General features: G+C 54.7%; 12 protein-coding genes. All 12 read right to left on the reverse strand.

Annotated elements, in window-relative coordinates; translation table 11 throughout:
- Positions 1–11: 11 nt before the first annotated feature.
- A complete protein-coding gene (locus MHI24_RS06670; RefSeq protein ID WP_340024798.1) occupies positions 12–2306 on the reverse strand; it encodes a glycoside hydrolase family 3 N-terminal domain-containing protein in 2295 nt (764 codons plus the stop codon).
- Positions 2307–2381: 75 nt separating this feature from the next.
- The gene (locus MHI24_RS06675; protein ID WP_340024799.1) at positions 2382–3299 is read right to left on the reverse strand and encodes a carbohydrate ABC transporter permease; all 918 of its coding nucleotides are present in this window, start codon (positions 3297–3299) and stop codon (positions 2382–2384) included.
- 29 nt (positions 3300–3328) lie between these two features.
- Complete coding sequence (locus MHI24_RS06680; protein ID WP_340024800.1) at positions 3329–4255, reverse strand: ABC transporter permease subunit; 927 nt, start codon at positions 4253–4255, stop codon at positions 3329–3331.
- Between the two features lie 91 nt (positions 4256–4346).
- The gene (locus tag MHI24_RS06685; protein ID WP_340024801.1) at positions 4347–5855 is read right to left on the reverse strand and encodes an ABC transporter substrate-binding protein; all 1509 of its coding nucleotides are present in this window, start codon (positions 5853–5855) and stop codon (positions 4347–4349) included.
- A 210-nt stretch (positions 5856–6065) separates the two neighbouring features.
- Complete coding sequence (locus tag MHI24_RS06690) at positions 6066–7583, reverse strand: response regulator transcription factor (protein ID WP_340024802.1); 1518 nt, start codon at positions 7581–7583, stop codon at positions 6066–6068.
- A complete protein-coding gene (locus MHI24_RS06695) occupies positions 7576–9402 on the reverse strand; it encodes a sensor histidine kinase (RefSeq protein WP_340024803.1) in 1827 nt (608 codons plus the stop codon). Before MHI24_RS06695 ends, MHI24_RS06690 begins: the two co-directional genes overlap by 8 nt.
- A 104-nt stretch (positions 9403–9506) precedes the next feature.
- On the reverse strand, positions 9507–12314 hold the full coding sequence (locus MHI24_RS06700; protein WP_340024806.1) for a hypothetical protein: 2808 nt from the start codon (positions 12312–12314) through the stop codon (positions 9507–9509).
- Positions 12315–13150: 836 nt separating this feature from the next.
- Entirely contained in the window at positions 13151–14146 is a 996-nt protein-coding gene (locus MHI24_RS06705) for a glycoside hydrolase family 43 protein (protein WP_340024807.1), read from the reverse strand.
- Complete coding sequence (locus MHI24_RS06710; protein WP_340024809.1) at positions 14143–15663, reverse strand: glycoside hydrolase family 43 protein; 1521 nt, start codon at positions 15661–15663, stop codon at positions 14143–14145. Before MHI24_RS06710 ends, MHI24_RS06705 begins: the two co-directional genes overlap by 4 nt.
- 324 nt (positions 15664–15987) lie before the next feature.
- Positions 15988–21936 (reverse strand): S-layer homology domain-containing protein, encoded by a 5949-nt coding sequence (locus MHI24_RS06715; RefSeq protein ID WP_340024811.1) that lies wholly within the window; start codon positions 21934–21936, stop codon positions 15988–15990.
- Between the two features lie 183 nt (positions 21937–22119).
- Complete coding sequence (locus MHI24_RS06720; RefSeq protein WP_340024812.1) at positions 22120–23208, reverse strand: response regulator; 1089 nt, start codon at positions 23206–23208, stop codon at positions 22120–22122.
- A gap of 136 nt (positions 23209–23344) precedes the next feature.
- A complete protein-coding gene (treR, locus tag MHI24_RS06725) occupies positions 23345–24064 on the reverse strand; it encodes a trehalose operon repressor (protein ID WP_340024813.1) in 720 nt (239 codons plus the stop codon).
- Positions 24065–24096: the final 32 nt, after the last annotated feature.

Here is a 24096-nt window from a genome sequence, read left to right on the forward strand (position 1 = left end):
TGCTCCATCCTTTAATCCTCCATGACAACAAGATCTGTGTTCAGCGTATCGTTCACATTCCGGCCGACCCCGATGCGGAAGCTTCCCGGCTCGACCACCGGCTTGTACTCTGCTCCGATATAGCTCAGATGCTCTGCACTCACCTCAAAAGTCACCTTCCGCTTCTCTCCCGGCTCCAGCACGATCTTGCGGAATCCCTTAAGCTCCTTAGCCGGTCTCGTCACCTTGCTGACCAGATCAGAAATATATAATTGCACGACCTCCGCACCGCTGCGGGAGCCCGTATTCTCTACTTCCACGGTAACCTCTGCTGTTCCGCCCGCCCGGATCACCGCAGGCTCGACCTGGAGTCCGCTATAGCTGAATTCGGTGTAGCTGAGCCCGAAGCCAAACGGATAACGCGGCTGCGAAGTTCCTTCCAGATAGCGTGCACCCCGGGAGCGTTTGCCTAAGTAGTATACCGGCAATTGTCCAACATCCTCCGGGAGGGACAGCGTCAGTCTACCGGACGGATTGACATCGCCGAACAGGATATCCGCAATGGCATGTCCGCCCTCCTGCCCCGGATACCAGGCTTCCAGAATGGCATCCGCCTGTTCATCGATCCAAGACTCGGCGATAGGGCGTCCGTTGATGTACACAACAACTACCGGCTTACCGAGCGCCTTCAGCTCCTTGAACAGCTCCAGCTGAACGCCGGACAGGTGCAGCGACATGCGGTCGATGCCCTCGCCGCAGTCCATATCGCTTAGCGCATTCTCCGTTACCTTGGAGGCTCCGGTCCGCAGATCGATGCTGCCCTCACCGAAGTCCCGGGCGCTCGACCCGCCAAGCGCGAGCACAATGACATCTGCTTCGGCGGCCACCTTGCGCGCCAGCCCGAAGCCCTCGGTGGAGTGGTCCTTGATCCGGCAGCCCGGGGCGTAACTTACCCGCTCCGGCTCGGCGGCCAGCTTGGCCCGGATACCGGCCAGCACTGTTGTTACCCGGTCACGCGGCTGCGGCGAGGTATAATCGCCGAGCTGATTGTAGCCGATATCGGCGTTTGGCCCGATGACGGCAACCTTTCCTTGACCCGCAGATAAGGGAAGTACTCCGTTATTCTTCAGCAGCACAATCCCTTCTGCCGCCACGCTGCGCGCCAGCTCCGCATGCTCCGCGCTGCCGATCACCTGCTCAGCCTGATCAGGATCAGCATACGGCTGCTCGAACAGGCCCAGCCGGAACTTCAGCTCCAGCACACGCGCCGCCGCCTGGTCCACCAGCTTCTCCTCCAGCCGCCCGGAGCGCAGCGCCGTAAGCAGATATCCGCCGAACATGACGCCGGACATCTCCATATCAATCCCGGCCGAGAGCGCCTGCACCGCTGCATCCTCGCCGCCGTCCGCTGTATCATGGCCGGAGGCCAGCATATCGATCGCGCCGCAGTCGGTAATGACCATGCCCTCAAAGCCCCATTCGCCGCGCAGGATATCCTCCAGCAGCTCCTCATTGGTGGTGCATGGCACACCGTCAATCTCGTTATAGGCGGGCATGATGGAGACCGCACCGGCTTCCACCGCTTTGCGGAACGGGTACATATCAACCTCAAGCAGCTCCCGCTTACCGATATGCGCCGGCCCGGCATTCCTGCCGCCCTCCGAGCTGCCATAGGCTACGAAGTGCTTGAGCGTCGCCCCTACACTGGAGCTGCTGTCAAGCCGTTCGCCCTGCAGTCCTTCCACAGAGGCTGCGGCATATTCGCCGATTAAGTACGGGTCTTCCCCGAAGCATTCCTCGGTCCGGCCCCAGCGCGGATCACGTACCACATCCAGCACAGGGGAATAGGTTACGGCTCCGCCCTGCGCCCGGGTCTCCCGCGCGACCGCCCGGGACATCTCCCGGTAGAGGTCGACATTCCAGGTGCTGCCGATCAGCAGCGGAACCGGGAATACCGTGGCCCCGATCGCCATATGCCCATGCGAGCATTCCTCGCCGATCAGGAGCGGAATGCCCAGTCTGGAATGCTCCAGCGCATAACGCTGGATCGCATTAACAGCCTCCGCTCCGGCCCGCGCATCCAGCCCGCTTTCCAGCGTAACTCCTGTCCAGGGATCGGCCCGCAGGGTTCCGTATAATGCGCCGACGCCGCCTTCACGGATCTGGCGCTTGAAATCTTCCGTTAATTCAATGGTTCCATCTGTATGATTATAGGTCTGCCATCCGAACAGCTGCACCAGCTGGCCGACCTTCTCTTCCGGCGTCATCAGCCCGAGCAGATGCTTCGTCCGCTCCTTGACGGGCTGTGTACGGTCTCTATATAACATCCTGGCTCCACTCCCTCTCTCCTGCTGGTTCCCAGCTATCCTTCTGTATCCTTCAGAATCTGTCTCTATGAACTCTTATTCCTTAACCGCCCCGACGGTAAGACCCTGGATGAAATAACGCTGGAAGAACGGATAGGCGAAAATAATCGGTCCGGTCGCCAGCACCACCATCGCCATACGCGAGGTATCCTGCGGCATGGAGCGGAGCGCTTCCAGGCTCAGGGAGCTGTTCTGGGAATTCTGCAGAATGAATTGCATACTGGTCTCAATCCGCATCAGCATCGACTGCAGCGGCACCAGATTCGGGTTATCAATATAGAGCAGGGCATTGAACCAGTCATTCCAGTACCCCAGGGTGCTGAACAATCCAATCGTAGCGAGACCCGGCAGGGACAGCGGCAGCACAATTTTCAGGAAGGTGCGGAACTCGCCCGCGCCGTCGATTTTGGCCGACTCAATCAGCGCATCCGGTACACTGGTAATATAGAAGGTCCGCAGAATCATAATGTAAAAAGCATTCACCGCCAGCGGCAGCACCAGCGCCCAAATGCTGTCCTTCAGGCCCAGCATCTGAGTAACCACAATATAGGTCGGAACCAGACCGCCGTTAAACAGCATGGTGAAGAAGGCAAAGAACGAGAAGAAACTGCGGTATTTGAAGCTTTTACGTGAAATGGCATAGGCATAGAGGGAAATAATCATCAGGCTGACAATTGTACCTATGACCGTTACAGCAATCGTCACCCCATACGAGCGGAGCAGCGTATCCCCCGAGCTAAATACATATTTATAAGCTTCCAGACTCCATTTGGCCGGAATTAATTGATAGCCGTCCCGCGCCAGCGCCCCTTCGTCCGTGAAGGAGATCAGTACGACGAACAGGAACGGGAAGATACACAGGATGGCAAAGCCCCCGGCGATAATATTGAAGATGATATTCCATACTGGCGACAGCCGGTGAAAATCGCGCGATCTCACAGAGTTAGCAGACATTGGATGACCTCACTTTCCTTCTTTTCTCCCTAGAATAATGCACTGTCCTTATCAAATTTGCGCACGATGTAATTCGAGGTCAGCACCAGCACGAATCCGACTACGGATTGATACAAGCCCGCTGCCGTACTCATTCCGATCTCACCGGTTGTCTTAAGACCGCGGTACACATACGTATCGATAACGTTGGTCACGCTGTAGAGTGTTCCCGAGTCTCGCGGCACCTGATAGAACAGCCCGAAGTCCGCATAGAAAATCTTCCCGATCGCAAGCAGGGTCATAATCGTAATGATCGGCTTCAGCATCGGCAGCGTAATGCTGCGGATCTGCTGGAGCTTGCTGGCCCCGTCGATCATCGCCGCTTCGTAGAGCGACTTGTCAATCCCCATAATTGCGGCCAGATAGACCACGCTGTTATAACCGACCGCCTTCCACAGATAGACGAAGATCAGAATGAACGGCCAGTATTTTGATTCCGAATACCAGGAGATATTGCTGCCGAACAAGGAATTGAGCAGGCCGCGCTCCGAGCTGAGGAAGCTGAAGGCGAAGTAGCCGACTACGACCCAGGACAGAAAGTACGGCAGGAACATGCCGGTCTGATAGAACTTGGCCAGCTTCTTATTGGCAATCTCGGACAGCACTACGGCCAGCAGCACCGACAGAATCAGGCCCAAGACAATGAAGGCTACATTATATAGAATCGTATTGCGTGTAATCAGAAAAGCATCATTCGTGCTGAACAGAAACTTGAAGTTATCCCACCCGACCCACTTGCTGTTCACAATGCTGGCCCAGAAGCCGTCCCGGCTGAAGCGGTACTCCTTGAAGGCAATAACCGTACCCGCCATCGGCAGGTAGGAGAAGAATAAAAACCACAGTGTGCCCGGGAGAACCATCAGCAGCAGCACTTTATTTCTTAATATGTCCTTGGCGGACTTTCCTAATTTCCCCATGCTTCCAGTTCCTCCTATGCCGGAAAATTGTTCCATTGAATGAAAAAGACCGGGCCAAGTCTAATCACCCGCCCGGTCTTGTCAAAGAAAACTACTTATTGTTCGCTGCTTTCCAGGCGTCAATCTGTGCTTGTGCTTCTGCGATGATTTTATCCAGACCGGCAGTCTTCAGCTTCTCATTAGCCTTGGTCAGATACTCATCCGGGTCTACAGAGCCGGTCATCAGCGGGGACCAGAATTCTTCCTTCACGTTCTGTACCGCAGCAATCTCATTGGTGATCTTGGAGGTATCGAAGTTGAAGCCGAGCAGCGGTGCATTGATACCGGCATCATTGAACTTCTTGAATTCTTCCCATTTGTTCTCAGGGTCGCCTTCATTCAGGTAGTTGATCATGATGTTCCCCAGGGAGAATGTCGGCATATCGTAGTTCTTCGCTTCCGGGAGATTCTTGATCATGTTGTCGCTGATCTTCTCGTAGTGCACGCCTTCAATCCCGGAGTCAATCATGTTGCGCAGCACGGGGTCAGTGTTGAGCAGGTTCAGGAATTCCATCGCCTTCTCAGGATACTCGGAGTTGGCGGAGATGGCCTGCATCGAACCCATAACGGACCAGTTGTAAATGTAAGGCTCGCTCGCTGGTGTCGATACTACAGGGTAGCCATAGCTGGCACTCCAGAGATTATCGGCCATCGGCTGCGTAGCCGCGCGGTCTGTGAACCATTTGCCGGATTTGTACAGGTCATCCACGGAGCTTGTAGTTGCGACCTCAGGCGAGATGTAGCCGGCCTGGTAGAATTCGCGGACCGTCTTCAGCGCTTCCTTGATTTCAGGCGTATCCAGAATGTTCACCACTTTGTAATCCTTGGTGTCCATATATACAGCCATCGGCATCTTCTCAATCACATAGTCGAACGGCATGATCGGCATGAAATCCTTCACCATTGCGTATGGAGTGATTCCTGGCTCGTTGTCCTTGATCGTCTGGAGCATCGGCTTCAGATCAGCCATCGTTTTGACCGTGGTCATATCCAGATTGTATTTGTCCAGCAGCTCTTTGTTGAAGCGGAAGACCTCTTGCGCCGGCAGCTCTTTGTTCGCCGGAATCGCGAAGTTGTGGCCATCCACCTTGGAGCCTTCCAGGAACGCCGGGTCAATCGTATCTACAATGCCCTTGCCCTGGTTCTTCAGCAGATCGTCGAGCTGCAGGAACGCGCCCTTACGTGCATTCTGCACGTAATCGAAAGCCCAGGAGGAGGTGAAGAGGATATCCATTGGCTCACCGGAAGCCACCATAACCTGCATCTTCTGTGTGTAGTCCCCGAAGTCGATCATTTTGATATCAAGTGTTGCATTGATTTTGTCCAGGGTGTATTTGTTTACCTCGGCAAGTACCTTATCCATATCCTTCTGCGGCGCCCCGATGGTGTACCAGATCAGCTCCACCGGCTTCTCCGATGACGTAGCAGGCTTGTTGCTGCCTGAAGCGGCTTCCCCGCCAGTATTAGCCTTGTTCGTGTTCCCGCCGCAGGCGCTAAGTGCCAGCGAAGCAGTTAAAAGCGTTGTCATCATCAAGGAGAAGTGTTTCTTTTTCTTACTCATTTACTGTACCCCCTTTAAATTAGCTGTCCGGGAATCCTGGTCTGCCGGGTGCTCCCCGCTGTCGTTCCCGTGAGCTATACCTTAACTTTATAAGATGAAAGCAGTTTCAAATAGAAGAGAAACTATATATATTCAGGTATGAAATAAAGAAAATAAGCTGCCCTGTAAAGGCAGGTTTATCCTTCTTCCGGAATTTCAAACAGGGCTGCCTCACAGCAGCCCCTTGAATTCTGTCGGCGAGATGCCCACATATTTCTTGAATTGTTTGTAAAAGTAGCCCATTTCCCAGTAGCCCACATTCCTCGCAATCTCCTGCACCTTGAGGTTCGTCGTGCGGAGCTGCTCCTTCGCCTTATCAATGCGGTAGCGGTTCATATACTCTGCAAAGGATTCGCCGGTCGTCTTATGGAACAGCTGTCCCAGATATACCGGATGGATGTTGAACATGAAGCCCAGCTTCTTCAGCGACAGGTCCTCATTGTACGATTTCTCAATATAATTCAGCACCTGGTTCACCACCGGGCTCTTCAGCTCCCGGTCCAGCAGCTCAATGATGCTGGCCGCGGTCTGCCGGAGCGCAGCGGATAATCCGGGCAGCGAATTCGCCCTGCGGACCGCCGTCAGGCTCTCGGCAATGCATTCACGCTCGGTCTCACTGCGGATATCCTTGATCAGCACACGGAAGAACAGAATCCATTCCAGCGACATTTCTTCCAGCAGCCCGGGCGTTAACCCTTCCATGCCCGGAGACGAGAAATAGAGCTCCAGCCGCTCCGACAGTCCCTCCAGATTCTTGGACATAATAAGCTTCGCATATTCGCTCCAGTCCTCCGGCAGCACCGCCTGCAGATCCTCCTTCCGGTCCTTGAGCTGCTCATAATAGATGGTGCTCTGCTCCGGGTGGATCTCCAGGAACTCCTGCGCCTGCTTTGCCTGCTCATAGCTGGACGGTGCAGCGTCCACCCCGTCTACACGCATGCCTATCGCTGCGCGCACCCTCTCCCCGTCCGTGCATAAGCCGGCAATCTCCTGCAGCATGAACGCCATCTCCGCCGCTCCGCCGGAGGCTTCTTCATAGTTATGTATCAGCACCAGATCATTGTCCGAGTCCCAGAACATGAAGAACGAAGCCTCAGCGCCGATCCGGTCAGACACCCTCTTCCTGAAGGCCTCCGTGGCCGGCTCCACCTGCAGCAGGGCCACCTGCACATAACGGCTTGCAAGCGGCAGGCCGACCAGATTGAGCCGCTCGGAGCGCTCCTTGGGATCAATCTGCCCCCGCAGCCAGCGCAGCAGCACATTATCCTTCAGCACGGAATTCGTATATTCCCACCACTCCGCATCCAGCCTGGTGACGTTCAGCTTCTCCACAATTGTCTCCAGCGTCCGCTGGAACTCCTCCAGATTAATCGGCTTCAACAGATAGTTCTCGATTCCGAGCGACAGGCCTTCCTTCACATACATGAATTCATCGAAGCCGCTCAGCACCACTACCTTCATATCCGGGCGGAATTCGCGGACAGCGCGGATCAGCTCAAGGCCGGTCATCACCGGCATGGAGATATCGGTAATCAGAATATCGGCAGGCGTCTCCCGCAGCCGCTCCAGCGCCTCCTGCCCGTTCTCCGCCTGTCCTACAATGGTGAGGCCAAGCTGCTCCCAATCCAATATATCCTGCAGGCCGCTGAGAATGAACGGCTCATCATCGACAATAAATACCTTATACATCTGCATTCTCCTCCTTCAGCGGGTATGGAAAAATAATCGTAACCTCTGTTCCCGCCCCTTCCTCACTGTCCAGCAGTACCCCGTAGGGCTTGCCGTACATCAGCCTCAGCCGCTCATGAATGCTGCGCAGCCCGAAGGACTCAGATCCGGACACTTCGCCGTGATCCTCCAGCGCCTCGCGCAGCCCGGCCAGCCGCTCTTCAGCAATTCCCTTGCCGTTATCTGTTATGACCGCCCGGATATGCTCCGGCTCCGGTGTAATCACAATACGGATCACATTATCCGACTGTCCGGTCCGCATACCATGCAGCACATAGTTCTCGATGACCGGCTGCAGCGACATTTTGAGCACAGGAAGCTCCTCCAGCTCCGGATTGCATTCAATAACATAGGAGAACCTGTCCTTGTACCGGATGCGGAATAATTCCAGGTACAGGCGGCAGGCCTCCAGCTCATCCTTGAACGTATATTTCAGCTTCGGACGGACGTACGACTTGAACAGCATCGACAGGCTGTAGATCATCTCACCCACATCCTTCGCGCCGCTCGATATCGCCCGCATCCGGATAACTTCCAATGTATTATACAGAAAATGCGGATTCACCCTGGCCTCCAGCGTAGCGATCTCCGTATGCTTCTGCTTGATTTCTGCCTTATAGACCTGGTCAATGTACTGGTTCAGTTCATCTAACATACTGTTGAAGCTTTTGGCAATCTGGCCTAATTCATCTTCCTTGCCGTCCACAATCCGGATATTCAGATCTCCGTTCTTGACTTTGCGGGTGAAGCGGATAATGCGGTGGGTCCGTTTGGCAAAATTAGAAATGAACATTGCGGGCAGCAGCACAGCGAACAGAATACAGACGAGGGCGATGGATAGAATGGTGCTCTGTGCACTGCTGTAGGTCTCGGCCAGCTCCTTTTTGGAGATCATACTGACTACCGTATACCCGGCCTGGCTCTGGGTCTGGCTGGTAACCACCATTCCATCCACGGTAACCTCCTCGCCGGCGTTCATTCCTTGCAGCTTCGACAGCTTCCGGCCGTACCCCTTCCCAGAGGAATCGAAGATCACTTCATTCTGGGCCGAGAGCACAAGGATGTCACCTTTGAAATCCTCCTTATAATTATTCATCGCCTGCCAGATCGCATCGGAATCGAAGTAGACCAGCAGCTGGCCGATATTGAGCAGCGAGGACTTGTTGTTGATCGGTATTTTCACAGAGAACATGGGGGCTGCCTGCATGCCGATACTCTTCAGCACCCAGATATTCGGAACCGAGACGACACTCTCTTCCCCCAGCACCATCGAATCGGGAACGAAGGAATGGGCCGCATTGGTGGAGATCCGCTCGAATTGCCTGCGGTTGTCGTAATAATACATCACCTGCTGGTTGGCGCTGTACAGAATCAGGCCGCGGATATCGGGATCATCGTCAATCTTGTTCTGGAAATATTGAATGGCGTTCGAGGTAGACTGTTCTCCCATCAGATAGCGGTCCAGCCGGTGCTCGATATAATCGCTTAAGGGATTCTCCAGCAGAAAGGTCGTATTGCTCGCCAGACTTGCGTCCCTGTAGACATCGCGGAGCATATCCTGGACGGATTGATATTTGCTCTCCACATAATTGCTGATGCTCTCCATACTCTTGCGCTGGATGTCCATCTGGCGCTGCACCGCCGAATCCGAGATCAACAGCAGCACCAGATAAGAGAAGGCAATAATCGTTGCAATGAAGATACAGGACACGATCAGTGTGAAGCGCAGGAATATATTATCCTTAAAATATTTGCGGTACAGCGAAAGGCTTCGCATCATTCACCTCCTTTACACAAGAAGCGCTCCCCCCTGCGAGTGGTGACAGAGGGTGAGCGCTTTGTGTATGTTGTGCAGAATTGGCGGAATCTATTCCCTATTATGCCTTACTGCATGGCTTGGCCTCTAAGGTATACAGGCTGCGACTTGTTGCCGCTGTAATCCTCCATGACCACGGTAACTACTGCTGCGGTAGAATTGAAGCTTAACGCAGCCTTCGTCGTGCGGCCGCGGATGATCATCGGCTTCATGCCCGCAGTGCCGGACAGGTACGTTACCGGGAATGACCGGTTCAGGCCGTCTTCGTTAATGTACATATACCGCCAGTCACGGGTGCTTGGCATCGGCAGATTCAGCGTATTCCCGTTCCAGGACCAGTTCCCGGCATAAGGCTCGGACACCTTGTCGGTGAACGTTCCGTTATAGGTTATTTTATCGGTATTTCCGGCCTGAACGGTTACGGTATACTCATCTCCGTTAACCGGCATATTCTGGAACAGCGCTGAGGTTGCTCCCTGGGGTACGGTCAATTCTCTCGATACCGGCTGCGGTGTGGTAGTCCAGTTGACCGATTTCACCGTAACCTTGATATTACCCTGTGCTGCGGCGGGATTGGTCCACTTCACCAGGAAGTCTCCATTCGCAGCAGACTCGGCAGTAACTTTGGACACCCCAGCATTCAGGTCGAAGGACAGCGTGGCTGGATCGCCCTCCAAGCCGTCTGCGCCTACTGCCGCTACCTTCAGAACGCCGGATTTGGCCGGAAGCTTCTTGATATAGAAGGTCTCATCATACTTCCCGCCCAGGAAGATATCATTCACATAGACATTATATTGCTTCACTTTGCTGTAATCGGGGTCCATGCTCCACTTCACGATCATCTCATCCGTGCCGGACAGTGCCTGTGCAATGGAGAGACCGGCAGGAGCAGATGGCTTGACCGCCGACCCGTCATGAATCCGCAGCTGGCCGATGTTGATCTGGTAATCGGCTGCTGGAGCGGCTCCAGGGGTGAACACCAGGCCGAAGGCCGCGATCTCCCGTCCCGCATACGCGCCAAGATTCAGCTCGGCTGTTGTCCAGCCTGTCGTGTGCTTGCCGCTGTCCGCAACCGGAAGCTTAACCACTTGATTCGGATTATCGCGGAAGATGAGTCCTGCGCTAAGCACAGAGGCATCGTCTGCTGACGGCTTGTTGTAGGTGATGGACAGCTTGGAATCAGCTTTTACAGCAAGATTGCTCTTATAGAGGCGCAGGAAATTCTCGCTGTTCAGATTCCCGCTTACCGCCAGCGAGCTGCCGCCGTTATAGCCGCCAAGTTGCTGGTAATTCACGCGCGAATTGGCCGTCTGGTCATAGTCCGGGCCGTAATCGAAGTCTACGCTCAGGCGGTTGCCTGTAGTATCCTGCCACCACTGCCAGGTGACCGGAACATCCTGCAGGCTCATATTGGACCACTCTTCCCCGCTGGATACGGCCCCGTTCTTGTAATAGGCAAGGCCGTGGCCGGTATTGAAGCTGGTATAGAAGTTGGAATCCTTCACCACCGAGCGCTCGGCAATGACCGAAGCGATCCCCGGCCAGTACCGGTTATCGGCATATACGTCGGATACCGTATTGGACGAGGATACGGCTGTATTCTTCGGATTCACCTGCGGCCCTGACCACCATAGCTGCTCGCGCAGGTTCGTCATCCACTGGTATTTGTTATCCGAACGGTTCGAGACAGGCCAGGATTTGTTCATATCCTCATCCAGGCCTGCATGGACGAAGTCGGCTCCGAGCGTTGCCAGGCTGAGCCGCGGAATACCGCCGGACAGCTTGCTGCTCAGCGCTGTTCCCTGCACGCTTGTGAAGCGGTCGCGCCCGGCTTCAAGTCCGGCAAAGCCGGTCTCAAAGAGATTGTAGTCCGTTCCTTGAGCCGCGTTGAAGGTATTGAGGTAATTCGCAGCTGAAGTGATCTGTGAGCTGCCCATGCCGTAATCGAAGAAATATGAATTCGAGACCTGTTTGTTGTCCTCTTTGTCATAGAGCATGGATATATTGTTATTATTGAAGGTTCTGGCGAAGACATTGGCTCCCGTCGCCGTATTCAGGGAATCATACCACTGCACATACAGCCCGCCCTCCTGCAGCACCTTCAGGAAGTCGATATAGTCGGGAATATCGGCTGTTGCCACATTCGGATTCTGTTCCTCCTGATTGAAGAAATACCCGTCGTAGCCGAAGTATTCGGCCATTTCAATCATTTTCTCGGCCACCGGGAATTTCCCGTTCGCATCCTTCACGATCATCTGCTTATAGGTCTGCTGCCCCCGGTCATTGTTCGAGAAGAACACCCCGGCCAGCGACAATACCCCGTTCTTGTGCGCAGCATCGGTATAGGTCGGATTAGGAATGTTCAGGATGCCGAATTCGAACCATTTCTGCTGCCAGTCGGACTGGGCCAGATCGTCGTAGTATTCGCGCGGCGTGTAGGCTGTAGCGGTGCCGTGCCAGTAAGAGTAATAGTCAATGTACTGCCAGAAGTTGAAGTGATATTGCGCGAACTTGTTGGTGTACGGGGCATTCTCAATAAAAGCATTGCCATAATCGCCCGCCACATTCATCATCTGCACCGCCGGATTCAGTGCCGGATTGGCCTGGGTCGGCTGGAAGGGTGCAATCCGCTGCTGCAGGGGAACCCGGGAGCGCAGCAGCGCCGCATCCTGATCTCTCTCTGGACTCCAGTCTGCAATGTGCTGGCTGGTATAGCCGTGTACACTTGGCTGATTAGCCCCGTGGGCGCTGTCGCCCTTGAACGGCCAGGTGTCTCCGGCCATCGCCGTCTGCGGCAGCAGCGTCACCAGCAGCGCTGCGCCCAATACCGCTGAAGTCAGCTTACGAATTCTGTGTGTCCGGGATGTAGCTACCATGATTCACTCTCCTCATTCTTCAGATTGATGAGAACGCATTCATAACAACTGGATGAATCTTCCTTCTTGGTTGATGGTTATCAACGTTACTATATAGCAGCTCATGAGGGGACTGATAGAAGCGAAATTAAAGATTCGCTGGGCAAATTAAAGAAAAGTGCAGGGTAGGGGGCCGGAATGGCTATCCTACTGTGCTGACTAGTTACTCTATTAACTACCTGCATCTGGCCCAAACGCCTCCACTGCCGCCATTGTGTTCGCTTTTCCGCATACATTTCGCCCAGACGCTTCCGCTGCCGCCATTGTGTTCGCTTTTCCGCATACATTTCGCCCAGACGCCTCCACTGCCGCCATTGTGTTCGCTTTTCCGCATACATTTCGCCCGCGCGCCTCCGCTGCCGCCATTGTGTTCGGTTTTCCGCATACATTTCGCCCACACACTCCGCGCCTGCACATTGTAATCGGTTTTTCGACTACATTCGGCCCACACACTCCGCGCCTGCTCAATGTAATCGGTTTTTCGATTACATTTGGCCCACGAACCCCACGCCAACACAATTTAGTCAGTTTTTCGACTACATTTGGCCCACACACTCCGCGCCTGCACATTGTAATCGGTTTTCCGACTACATTCGGCTCGCACAGCACCACTTGACGCATTGTAATCGGATTTCCGACTACATTCCGTCCACACACCCCACGCCAGCACATTGTAATCGGTTTTCCGACTACATCTGCCCCACGCACACCCTTGCCACGCCAAAAAGCAGCCCCGCAAGGAGCTGCTTCTTATTTGCCTCATATGTTACTTACTTTCATTCCATAAGTCCGCCAACCTACTCCGCATCCGGATAAGGATTGATCTTCTGGATCGTGCCGTCCTCGTTGTATTTCAGCTCGGAGTACTTCACACAACGCTTGTGGTTGACGCCTTCCGACAGGGAACTGTCGTGATAGAACAGATACCATTTGTCTTCAACCTGCACGATCGAGTGATGGGTTGTCCAGCCGATAACCGGGGACAGGATCTCGCCCTTGTACGTGAACGGTCCCATCGGGTTCTTGCCGACCGCATACACAAGCTTATGCGTGGTTCCTGTTGAGTAGGACAGGTAGTAATCACCGTTATATTTATGCATCCATGGGCCTTCAAAATATCTGCGGTCCTCGTCCCCGGCCAGAATCGGGTTACCGTCTTCATCGACAATCGAGATCTCGGCAGGCTTGCCCTGGAAGGACAGCATATCGTCGCTTAGCAGTGCAACCTGCGGTCCAAGTGCAGGCTGGTCGGGAGCCGGTCCTTCCGCATCCGCTACGAAGCTGCCAGTCTGCCATTTCTCCAACTGACCGCCCCAGAGTCCGCCGAAGTAGATATATGCCTGGTTGTCGTCATCCACCAGTACGGCCGGGTCAATACTGAAGCTGCCTTCAATATAATTCGGCTGCGGCGTGAACGGGCCTGCCGGAGACTCCGAGGTGGCCACACCCAGGCGGAAGATGCCGTCATGGTCGCGGGCCGGGAAGAACAGATAATAAGTGTTGTTCTTATAAGCGGCATCCGGTGCCCAGAGCTGCTTGGAGGCCCACGGAATATCTCTCAGATGGAGCGCTTCGCCGTGATCGACCACCGGGGAATCGAAGTTGTCCATCGAGAGGACATGATAGTCTTCCATCTTGTACTGGTCGCCGTTATCATTGCTCGGCTCATCATGATCGAGGTCATGGGAAGGATAAATGTAGATTTTGCCCTCATAGACATGGGCGGACGGGTCCGCAGTGAAGATGTGGGTTACGAGCGGCTGGTGGGGCTTAGGTGGTTGTTGTTGGTTCATAAGGCATCTCCTTTGGTATTGGAATAATAAAATCCTTCATAATAAGCAGGGCTGGCATTCTCTGTACCGTTGCCCGAGGCGTGCAGCCCCAGGCAGACACCGGTGAAGCCGCCGTTGACCTCCGGGGACAGGACGGATACATGAACCGTCTCCGGGACCTCATGCCAGGACACCCCATCTGCCGAGTAGGAGCAGAGGTAATGATGGCCATCGCAGCGGAGACGAAGCTGAACGGGTCCTTGAGCGCTCACCTCATACTGGTGAACCTGCCGGTCTTCCCCGTTCTTGACGGCAAGCTCCATCACCCGGCGGCCGCTGCGCAAGGCCAGTCCCCAGAAGAGATAGCCCCGGTTGTTCAGCCGCGCGGCCAGTCCCGCATACTCGCCTTCGGTCACCTGCGAGAAGTCAAGGCTGACACCCGTCTCCATCCGGTGATGCTGCTGGCGGAGGCACGCGAACACGGCAGGCGCCTCATCGTCCAGCGTGTAGGCATTCCCGCGCACGGTCAGGCTGCCGTCCCGCTCCGTCCAGGAATAGCGCTCCGCCTCATAAGCGCGGAGGAATGCCCACTCCGGCCCGAAGCCGTTCTCTGGCGTAAACCGTACCACCTGGCTGTCCAGGCTGGATTCATCGGCGGCTATAACGGTGCCTTCATTGTTGTCAATCATCGGCCAGCCGTCCTCCGTCCAGGTGACCGGGGCCAGGAAGGTCTCCCGCCCCAGCGGGGAATAACGGCCTTCGACCGGGCGCATGGCCAGGAAGACCGCCCACCACTGCCCGGACGTATCCTCCACCAGATCGGCATGTCCAAGGCATTGAACCGGGTGGTCCTTCAGCCCCCGGTGGGTCAGGATCGGCTCCGGCTTGTCCTCGAACGGGCCGTAAGGGCTGCTGCTGCGGGCAATAATCTCGCGGTGATCACCGGCCGTGCCGCCGGAGGCGGTCATCAGGTAGTAGACGCCCTTGATCTTGTACAGATGCGGGCCTTCGACCCACGGGCCGTCATCCCCGCTCCAGATGTTAACCGGCTCTGACAACACTTCCCCGGACACCGGGTCAATCTCATACTGGATGATATGCGATTCATAGCCTGCCCCGTTCTGCACCGTCACATAGGCGCGCCCGTCATCATCGAAGAACAGGGAAGGGTCAATGCCTCCGTGCGGGAGCAGAATAGGATCAGACCAGGGACCCTCGGGCTTGTCCGCAGTCACATAGAAGTTGCCAATGCCCCTAACATCCGTAGTAATCATGTAGAAGCGCCCGGCATGATAGCGGATCGTCGCCGCGTAGATGCCCGACGAGCTCTTCGTGGTCCGCAGATCCAGCTGGGACGGCCGGTTCAGCACATGCCCGAGCGGAGTCCAATGGATCAGATCCTTACTGTGAAAGATCGGCACACCCGGGAAATATTCAAACGAGCTGTTAATCAGATAATAATCTTCACCGGCACGGACCACGCTGGGGTCAGGATAATATCCGGCGATTATGGGATTACGGTAATTCATGGAATGCATCGTACCCTCCCTCTGAAATCAAAGCAAGCGTTTACAATCTCTATGTTATTGTACAGGCCCCGATGGGTCTTTCCTATGCGCATACTAAAGATCTTCCCCCGAAAAAATGTACAATTCCCGCATACATCCGATTGTACTGGAAATAACCCCCGTTTGCTCGCCATTTTGCTTACCCGGGTGGACATTTTTTGCTGAGTTTTATAACAGGCCGCAAACTTTATAACAGACTTTCTCTACATATTAAAAAGCCGCCCCCCAGCCATGAATCTGGCTTGAGGGACGGCTCTGGTCTTGTAACATACGCTACTTACGTGATGCTTCTGCTTACGGATTAATCAGATTCGATTGAATCAGCAATCTGCGGATCGCCGCCGATGCCTCGGCGCGGGTAATATTCTCGTTCGGTGCGAGACGCTTCTCGTCTCTGCCCTGAATAATGCCAGCGGCCAGATTCTGCTTCACATTAGCAACCGCCCAGCCCGCTACCGATGCGGAATCGGCATAGGACTTCAGCAGCTGCTGAGCCTGTTCTTCGCTGCGCGAAGACTTCAGCGCTGTAATGCTCATCGCTCTGCTGACAATCGCCATCGCTTCCTGTCTGGAGATGTTGTTGCCTGGTCTAAAGGTTCCGTCCGGATATCCGGTGATTAGGCCGTTCTCCACCGCAACCTGAAGCTCCAGCCCGTACCATCCGCCGGCGGAGACATCGCTGAACTTAACCGGCTGTTCCTCATGCGTGACAATACCGAGAGCTCTGGCCAGCATCGCTGTGAATTCTGCCCGTGTGATTGCCCGCTGCGGTTCAAAGACATCTGCCTTCGTGCCGCTGACCACCAGTCTTGAGCCCATGTCATTCACATCCGGCTTGCTCCAGTGCTTCGCCACATCCGCGAATTCGAGCGGATTCCAGATCAGGCCGAAATCACCGTTCTCCAGACTGTTGATCGTCGCATAGTAACGTCCATCCTTCACCGTTACATAGGTTGGCTGATGATAGATTTTACCCTCCCGGTACAGCACGCCAGTCGTAATCTTCATATCTGCTGATACCGGCAGCGTATATTTCACCCAGCCGTGATTGTTTACTGTTACGGTCTGCCCCTGATATTCGGCCTTGATGGAGAAGTTCGCAAGTATGCCGCCAGCCTGGACATTCTGCTTGCCGGCCGCAAGCTTGAAGCCTTCAAGATTGCCTTGAGCGGATGCGGCCAGTTCAGCATAGATAACGATGTCATCCGTATTCACATTCGCGAGTCCGAATTGCTTGCTGATCTCAGCCAGATTGATTCCTGCGGCAGCCAGTCTGGCCGTACCCAGATCGGACTCGACGACGATCTCGCCGCCCTTATTCTGCAGGTCCTTCAGATTGCCGGCAGTAAGCTCTACTCTGCCTGCCGGAACGCCAGCTTGCGGAGCCGGTGTAGCTGCCGGCTTAGGTGTCGTGGCCGGTGCAGGCTCAGGACTCTTGTCTGCTATCCGCACGATCTGGAAGGTGCTGAACTTGTTAATCGGAATCTCCAGCGCTACAGGCTCACCGCTGGAATTATACACAATCGCTGGAGTGTAGACAGCAATCTCACCGTCACTGTGTTCAACGTATACCCGCAAGCTGTCCAGGAAGGCATCACGCGCGCCTGAGCTTTGCAGCGGAATGTCAGCCGCAATCTCAGACAGCGGGAGCAGTACCCTGGTGCTGATCTTGCTGTAGTTCGTCTCAATCTTCCGTGGCGCTCCAAGGGTCTGAAGCGTCTTGTCACTGGTCAGTGATAGCTTGGAGACACCGTTCAGGATCACATTGCTCTGGACATTAAGCTGCTCCAGTGTATTCTTAACCGGTACAATACGGAAGTACAGGTCTGTAGCGGTCGCTTCGAGCTGCCCCAGGCTGGCTGCATCCAGATGGACCGAGCCCAGCGCGGTGATAATATCCAGTGAAGCGTTGCGTCCGGCCAGAACCGAGACTGCGCCGGAAGGAATCTCCACTGCGATCTCATCTGCCTCTGACGCAGCATCGTCCACATGGGTAATGGTAACCTTCCGGTTGGCCGCATCCGGGTCATTCGGATTCATGCCCTCCGCCAGGCTGTATACCTCATTCTCATCCATTACAATCGTGTCAATCTTCGTGCCGTTCGACAGGTTCGTTCTAAGAATCGTTACGCCCTGCTGCAGCGGATTGCCGTCATTCGGCGTAGACAGGCCAGCCTGTCTGGAGGTTGGCTGACGGACAGCGCCGTCCTTAGTCACGCCTTGTGCCTTAACGATCAGCAGATAATTCTTGACGGCACTCTTGCCGCCGCGGGTGAAGGTCGCGGTCAGAATGACATTCGTATCCTTCGCCGGAAGGGTTATATTGCCCTTCGCCTCATCCGCATTCTGCCGGACAGCGATGACCGAAGCTTCACTGGAGGTCCAGGTGATCTTCGTATCGTGTTTGCCGGTCTGCAGCAGCACGAAGGCTTCGGTCACACTCTCCCACGTATCTCCGGGAGCGAAGGTGGCCGCTGTACTGATGCCGGTGCTTCTTGCCGCATCCTCTGCGGCTTCCTGGTCACTAAGCTTTTTGATCACAAGGGTAAAGGTCTTGACCAGCGTCTCACCCGGACGATCCGGGTCAGCCAGCTTCACGGTAAGCTCTACCGTCACATCCTCTTCATCCGGTCCCGGCCGCTTCACGCGTCCTGTATTTGTAAGTACATCCGGATTACTGGAGGTCCAGGTCAGCACAGAGCCAGTCTCACCGGTCTTCGGCAGGAACAGATTCCGGGTCACCGACTCCTCAGAATCGCCTGGAGCATAGGTTACCTGAATATTCAGCTCATCCTGCGGAAGATTGACCGGACTGGTTCCTTTAACGGTAATATAGAACTCCTTCTCCCGGAAAAAGCCTTCCTTCGCCACACGCGCCGTCAGCCGCACCACCGTATCCTTCAGCGGACGCTGCACTTCGCCTGTGCTGCTGACAATATCGCTGCGGTGGCTTGTCCAGACAACATCAGAATCGTAGAAGCCCTTCGAGATCAGCGTGATGGCTTGCGTTACGCTTTTCGCCGAATCCTGTCCCTGATACCCGATCGCCAGAAGCTCGGCAGCTTCATCAAGCTGGGCGTCAAGGCCCTCACGCGTCTCTTTGACGGTTACAGTGAACTCTTTGGTCACGGTGACACTGCCTTTGCTAATAGTTGCGGTAAGAGTCACCTTGCGGTCCCCTGCTCCAGCAACAGGACGGTTCACCATACCGTCTGTTCCCAGTACGGACGGCTCCGTGGAGGTCCAGGTAATTGTACTGTCATAGCGGCCTTGTGTAATCAGATCCAGCTTGGTCTTCACCTGCTCCGGTGTCTCATTGCCTGCCCGGATCATGTCCCAGGTCAGAGCCTCGAGACTCTCCTTCACAGATTCTTCGTCTGTCAGCGGGTGTTTCACTACAGTGACTACGAATTCTTTCGTTTCGGTTACATCCCCCTTGGTAATGACCGCCGTCAAGGTTACGGTGCGGTCTCCATCCAGGTAGGCAGGTGCATGCAGCTTGCCGTCCGGTGTAATGACCCCTTCATCGGACGAGGTCCAGGTAATTGTGCTGCCATTCTCGCCGGTCACCGGCAAGTATACATCTGAAGTCACCGAAGCCTGGTCGATATTCTCCTTGCGGATGGTATTCCAGGTCAGCAGGTAAGTATCTTCGGTTACCGATTGTTTATCGGTGCCGGCTTGTTTTTTGACTACCAATACGAAGTTCTTGGTCTGCTCCAGGTCTCCGTTCTTCAGCACCGCAGTCAGCGTAATCTCCTGATCCCCTTCGGCAAAAACAGGACGGGTTACGGTACCATCCGCCGCAATGACCTCTTCGTTGCTGGAGGTCCAGGTAATCGTGCTGCCGCCCTCTCCTTCCACTGGAAGATGCAGCGCGGACAGAACCGACTCCTGCGTCACATTCTCCTGACGGATCGTATCCCAGGTGATTGCCGCGGCATCGCGGTTCAGCAGGGAGTTCGAGCCGGGAAGCTGGAGGTCAAAGTTATTCGAGGTCACCGGCTTAGTCCCGTCAACGATAACAGACGGATCTACGGTCACCGAAGCGAAGGCTGAAGCCTCAAGCTTGCCGGTGGCTTCTCCGGTAATCTGGATTTCCAGCACAGTGTCGCTGATCCGCACCACCTTGTAGTCCAGGCCTTCCGGCAGATTGTTGACGTTAATACCTCCGGTAACCTCTTCGGTGAATACACCGTTACGCAGGGTAACCGTCAGCTTCTCTGCTGCTGTTCCATCGCCTGCATCGTGAATGACATCAGGTGACACTGTAATCGCTGCCGGAGGGGAGCGGAACAGAATGGCGAAGGTTCCTGACGGAATACCTGCCACCGTAACCTCTGCCCGGTCTACGCTATCAGCGGACTTGTGGCTGGCTGCCCGTCCGGCAATAGCGATTGTTATCTGATTCGGGCTGTCCACCGTAATCTTGCCCGGTGTCAGGCCCGGCGGCCAATGGATGGCTTCGATGGCATCGGTAACGGCTTCATCGAAGGAACCGTTCTTCAGTTCCAGCACAAGAGCTCCCTCAACCGAGCCGTCATTCAGCTCAGACTCATAGAGCAGCGGTGACTTGACCGTCAGATACGGCTCTTTTTCCATGAAGTCGAGTTTGAAGGTATTCGAGCTGAGATCCGCCGGTGCTCCTGTCAGCTTGCCGGAAGCCACCGTTACATAAGCTCCGTAGACATCGCTGGTTACCGTAGCGGCACCGGTGAATGTCAGCTCCAGCTCGGTATCGGAGATTCTGGTCACAGTCGCGCCAAGACCCGCTGGCAGGCCATGCACCTGCACATCGCCCGGATTGATCGGTGCGGCGAATTTGCCGCCTGTAAGCGTTACGCCGAGCGTCTCGGTGATTTCACCAGCGCCGTACACGGCTTCGGATACAATCCCCTTATTCAGGCTGAGCACGGCAGGGTCCCTGAACGTTACGCTGAAGGTCTTAGTTGTCAGACCCGAGGAAGTTCCGATCAGATTCTCCTTATCCACCGTAACAGACAGATTGTTCGTGGTCGCATCCTTGCCATGGTTAACTGCTGCACCTGTCAGTGTGAAGTTAAGCTCCGTATCACTAAGCCGGGTGACATCGAAGTCAAGCCCTGCCGGCAGGTTGTTCACACGGATGTGGCTCGGATCAATGGGATCTGCAAGGGTGGCCCCGACAATTTTGACCTTCTGGTTGCCGGTAACTGTACCGTCGTTAGCCTGGGCTTCCGTCAGCTCGGTGCTGCCGCCTTCATCCAGTTCAATCTCCGAAATGACTTCGCTGAAATCTCTCTCGTCCAGACTCGTGTAATACGTGAAATTCTTGCTCTCCAGCGGAGCCAGCGCACCGGAATCCCAAGTGATGGTGATCCCCGTGTCGTCTATTACTTCGAAGTTCTTGGCAGCCGGAGTATCATAAGCGGCTTTTTCATAAGGGTCTGTATTGGTGAACCCGAAGACAGAAGCCTTCGCCCGCGGATTGCTGGAATAGAAGAAGATCGGTGCTCTTGAATTAAATGCCTTATAGAGCGGATCTTCATCCCCGATCGTATTGGCTCTCACTACGGCTGCACCATCTTCTTCGATGGTGTGTGTCACCATATTAGAGGTTTCAAATTCGCCACCCTGATCGACTGTATTATCCGGGTCCATGGAACGCATATACCGTGCCCCGTCCCAGTTCTTGTCCGTCAGATTGGTGATCGTTACATCATTACGGTAGAATTTCTGGTCTTCCTTGAAGCTGATCACCTGCTTGATCTCCATCGTGTCAGCCCAGGTGGAGGTTACAACAGCACTTAGCAGTCCGTCCCCCGTCCGGGAAGTATTTACTACAGTAGTAGGCATTTCTTTGGAACCTCTCACAGCGGCATTCGTCTTCGCATATGTATTCCCGCCTGACTGATAACCCACGACGAAACGCTCTTCTGGTGACCCCGGCAAATAATAATCGACAGGCAGGTCTTTACCTTGTCCATAACCGTCATGATCTGCACTCATACCCAGACTATTTCTTCTATCCGTTCCACGGAAATTAGCGGGTTTATTCCCTACTGTCCCGAAATCTCCCCAGTTGCTGATTCCCAGCTCTATGTATTTGCCTCCCAGGAAAAGCTCTGTTCCGCCTTCCCCGCCATATGCGGCTCTCGCTCCCCAATCCGCTGTATCTGCATACGCGGAATTAGGAGCTGCAGGGAACATAGACAACAGCATAGTAGGAATGATTAACATCGCCAACAGCTTGTTGCGCTTCATTGTCCACTCTCCATTCTTGTTAATTGAATTGCAGCTTCACCCCCATATAACCAGACCATTCTGACAAAATTCTAACAAATCCTCGAATAATGTCGACCAAAGACGCAAAAATCCAAAAAAAATAGAGCCCACGATCTATTCGTGAAAGCTCTATTCGTCTTCCGGCAGGTGAAATGACATATTTCACTGCCGGGAGTGATCCTCCAGCAGCCGGGTATATAACCGCTGAATACGCTGGCTCTGCTCCTTGGCCGGGAACAAAGCCAGCAGCTGGCGGTAAAGTTCTTCATTCAGCGGATCAGCCAGCAGACAGGCATAGAACCGTTCCTCCGCTGCTTCATAGGCCCCGCTGGACACCGCCCCGCCGATCAGGCGGAGAGTAAGCTTCTCATACACCAGCCGGTAGCTCTCTTCCAGCGAAATTTTCCAGACATAAGACTTGCCATGAAACAGCGGCCCCTTGTAGAGTCCAAACAGCAGGTCAAGCTGCTCCAGCTCCGGGTTCTCTTCCGTCAGAAGCTGTCCGGCGTGCTGGTAATGCAGAATATCATAGACAAAAGCATCTGTATCCAGAGTGTAGCCCTCTGCGGTCTTCATAATTCTCATGGGGAGGCCGGCCGCCTCCATCACCCGCTTCACTCTATAGATGGCCGTATGCAGGCTGCGCAGCGCCCGCTCTCCGTCTATATCCGGCCACAGCAGCTCGGCCAGCTTCCATTTATCTGCTTCGAGGTTGGGATGGCAGAGCAGATATGCAAACAGCTCCTCCGCTTTGCGGGTCGGGAACCTGATCAGCTCCCGGTCAGCACTACGAACCTCCAACCGCCCGAATCCGGTTACGGTTGGGACTCTCGCCGGCGCTGGCAGCTGGGCGGCAGCGGAAGAGAACTGCTCCGGCGCATTCCGGGAGAGCTGCTGCCTGGTGAGCCGGTCATATACCCGGGCGATCGCTTTGGGGGTAACCGGCTTGACAATGTAGTCCAGCGCCTGCACATCGAAGGCTTTTAGAGCATAATGCGTATGACCTGTTGTGAAGACAATATGGGAACGCTCCGACATCTGACGGAATCTCCTGGCGATCTCCAGACCGTTCATCTGCGGCATTTCAACATCCAGAAAGATCACGTCCGGCTGCAGCCCGGGCAATTGCTCCAGCGCCTCCTCCGGATTGGTGAAGGTAGCGGCTACCGTGAAGCTCTCATGACGGTCCACCAGAAGCTCCAGCACTTCCAGGGCAGGAATCTCATCTTCCAATATTACGGCAGTATACACCCAGTCCACTCCTAAGATTAAGTTCTACGATTAACTGGACTGATAATCTATCAGCATGCTTCATAGTATAGCTTATCTGCAGGAGAGACATCTACAATTTAAAGGAATATTTTTCCGGGGACTGTGATCCGGCCCGTTACCTCCGTACCCTTCTGGCGAATTCCGTGAACTGAAATTTGTCCAGCCTGTGCCTGGACTCGGTGTATTGGAACAGTACAGTATTCTCCAAATATACGTAAGTGCGCACCACGACAATATGCGTATCCTGATTCAGGTCGAGCAGACGCTGATCCTCCTCCGTCACGGGCTCCACCGTGATCTGCTTTTTGGCATAGCTGATCTTCAGCCCCAGGTCATGCTCCAGATAGTCGTAGATCGAGCCCCCGGCAATGCTCTTGCTTAAGAAAGGCACAATATCAGCGCGAAAATAATCTTTGTCGAGGATGATCCGTTCCTCTGCAATCTCCCGGGCACGGATCACCTTCCATACCGGCGCATCCTCCGCAAGCTGAAGCTGTATGGCTATATAAGCACCGGCCGGCGCCAGAACGGTCTCATCAACCAGCGTCCGGGCGGGGAGAGCAAGCAGCTCGGACATTTCCCGGAAGGAGATCAGCCCGGTGACCGGGAATTCCATCCGGGCCGTATCGAGCACAAAGGAGCCGCGGCCTTTGATTTTGTTGATATAGCCTTCACGGAACAGGAGATTCAGCGCTTTGCGCACTGTCTCCCGCGAGGTATTGTAAGCCTCTGTCAGCTCACTTTCGGAGGGCAGCTTGCTCCCCGGTGCCAGCTCCCCGGATTGAATCTGCCCGCTGTAGTCCGCATAAATCTGCAGAAATTTATTCTCTCTCATCGTTCATCGCCTTCCTTACAGAAAAGCAGCCC

The organism is Paenibacillus sp. FSL K6-1096, from assembly GCF_037977055.1.
GTDB lineage: Bacteria > Bacillota > Bacilli > Paenibacillales > Paenibacillaceae > Paenibacillus_AQ.